Genomic DNA, 1,283 nt, shown 5'->3' with positions numbered 1-1,283 from the left:
TATTCACTCGTTTTTGAGTGATCCCCGTTTTGTGGGGAAGTGTTATTTGGTGGTGGGGTGTGGTGTCACGCAGCAACCCGGGGGTTGTTGGTGGCTGTGGTTGTGGTTGCGAGGTTTTGTTGGGTTTGTTGTAAGTTTTCGGCCGGTTAGTGCCAGTTCCCTGCACTCATTGCTGAGCGTGTAGGTCTGGTCTATCGATCCCGTGGTCTGCGGGGGGCCTTATCCCTCCTAGAGGGTGAGAAGCCTGGTCTTGGAAGAGGTTTCCCGCTTAGATGCTTTCAGCGGTTATCCTGTCCGAACGTGGCTATCCAGCGGTGCCCCTGGTGGGACAACTGGTGTACCAGAGGTTCGTCCGTCCCGGTCCTCTCGTACTAGGGACAGGTTTCCTCAAGCTTCTGACGCGCGCGGCGGATAGAGACCGAACTGTCTCACGACGTTCTAAACCCAGCTCGCGTGCCGCTTTAATGGGCGAACAGCCCAACCCTTGGGACCTGCTCCAGCCCCAGGATGCGACGAGCCGACATCGAGGTGCCAAACCATCCCGTCGATATGGACTCTTGGGGAAGATCAGCCTGTTATCCCCGGGGTACCTTTTATCCGTTGAGCGACACCCCTTCCACTCGGGGGTGCCGGATCACTAGTCCCGACTTTCGTCCCTGCTTGACATGTCCGTCTCGCAGTCAAGCTCCCTTGTGCACTTACACTCAACACCTGATTGCCGTCCAGGTTGAGGGAACCTTTGGGCGCCTCCGTTACATTTTGGGAGGCAACCGCCCCAGTTAAACTACCCACCAGGCACTGTCCCTGGACCGGATAGACGGTCCGAAGTTAGAGGCCCAATACGATCAGAGTGGTATTTCAACAACGACTCCACAATCACTGGCGTGACCGCTTCACAGTCTCCCACCTATCCTACACAAACCGTATCGAGCACCAATACCAAGTTGTAGTGAAGGTCCCGGGGTCTTTTCGTCCTGCCGCGCGTAACGAGCATCTTTACTCGTAATGCAATTTCGCCGAGTCTATGGTTGAGACAGCTGAGAAGTCGTTACGCCATTCGTGCAGGTCGGAACTTACCCGACAAGGAATTTCGCTACCTTAGGATGGTTATAGTTACCACCGCCGTTTACTGGGGCTTAAATTCTCCGCTTCACCCCGAAGGGTTAACGGGTCCTCTTAACCTTCCAGCACCGGGCAGGCGTCAGTCCGTATACCTCGTCTTGCGACTTCGCACGGACCTGTGTTTTTAGTAAACAGTCGCTTCTCACTGGTTTGTGCCACCC

Annotated in this window: 1 rRNA gene; it reads right to left on the bottom strand. The window is 55.3% G+C overall.

Annotated elements, in window-relative coordinates:
- Window positions 1-125: 125 nt before the first annotated feature.
- Window positions 126-1,283: ribosomal RNA gene (locus tag ACXAID_RS28140) — 23S ribosomal RNA — on the bottom strand; the annotation flags it as partial.

Source organism: Mycobacterium sp. ABE4_509, from assembly GCF_056160785.1.
This window is presented reverse-complemented; position numbering and strand designations above follow the sequence as displayed.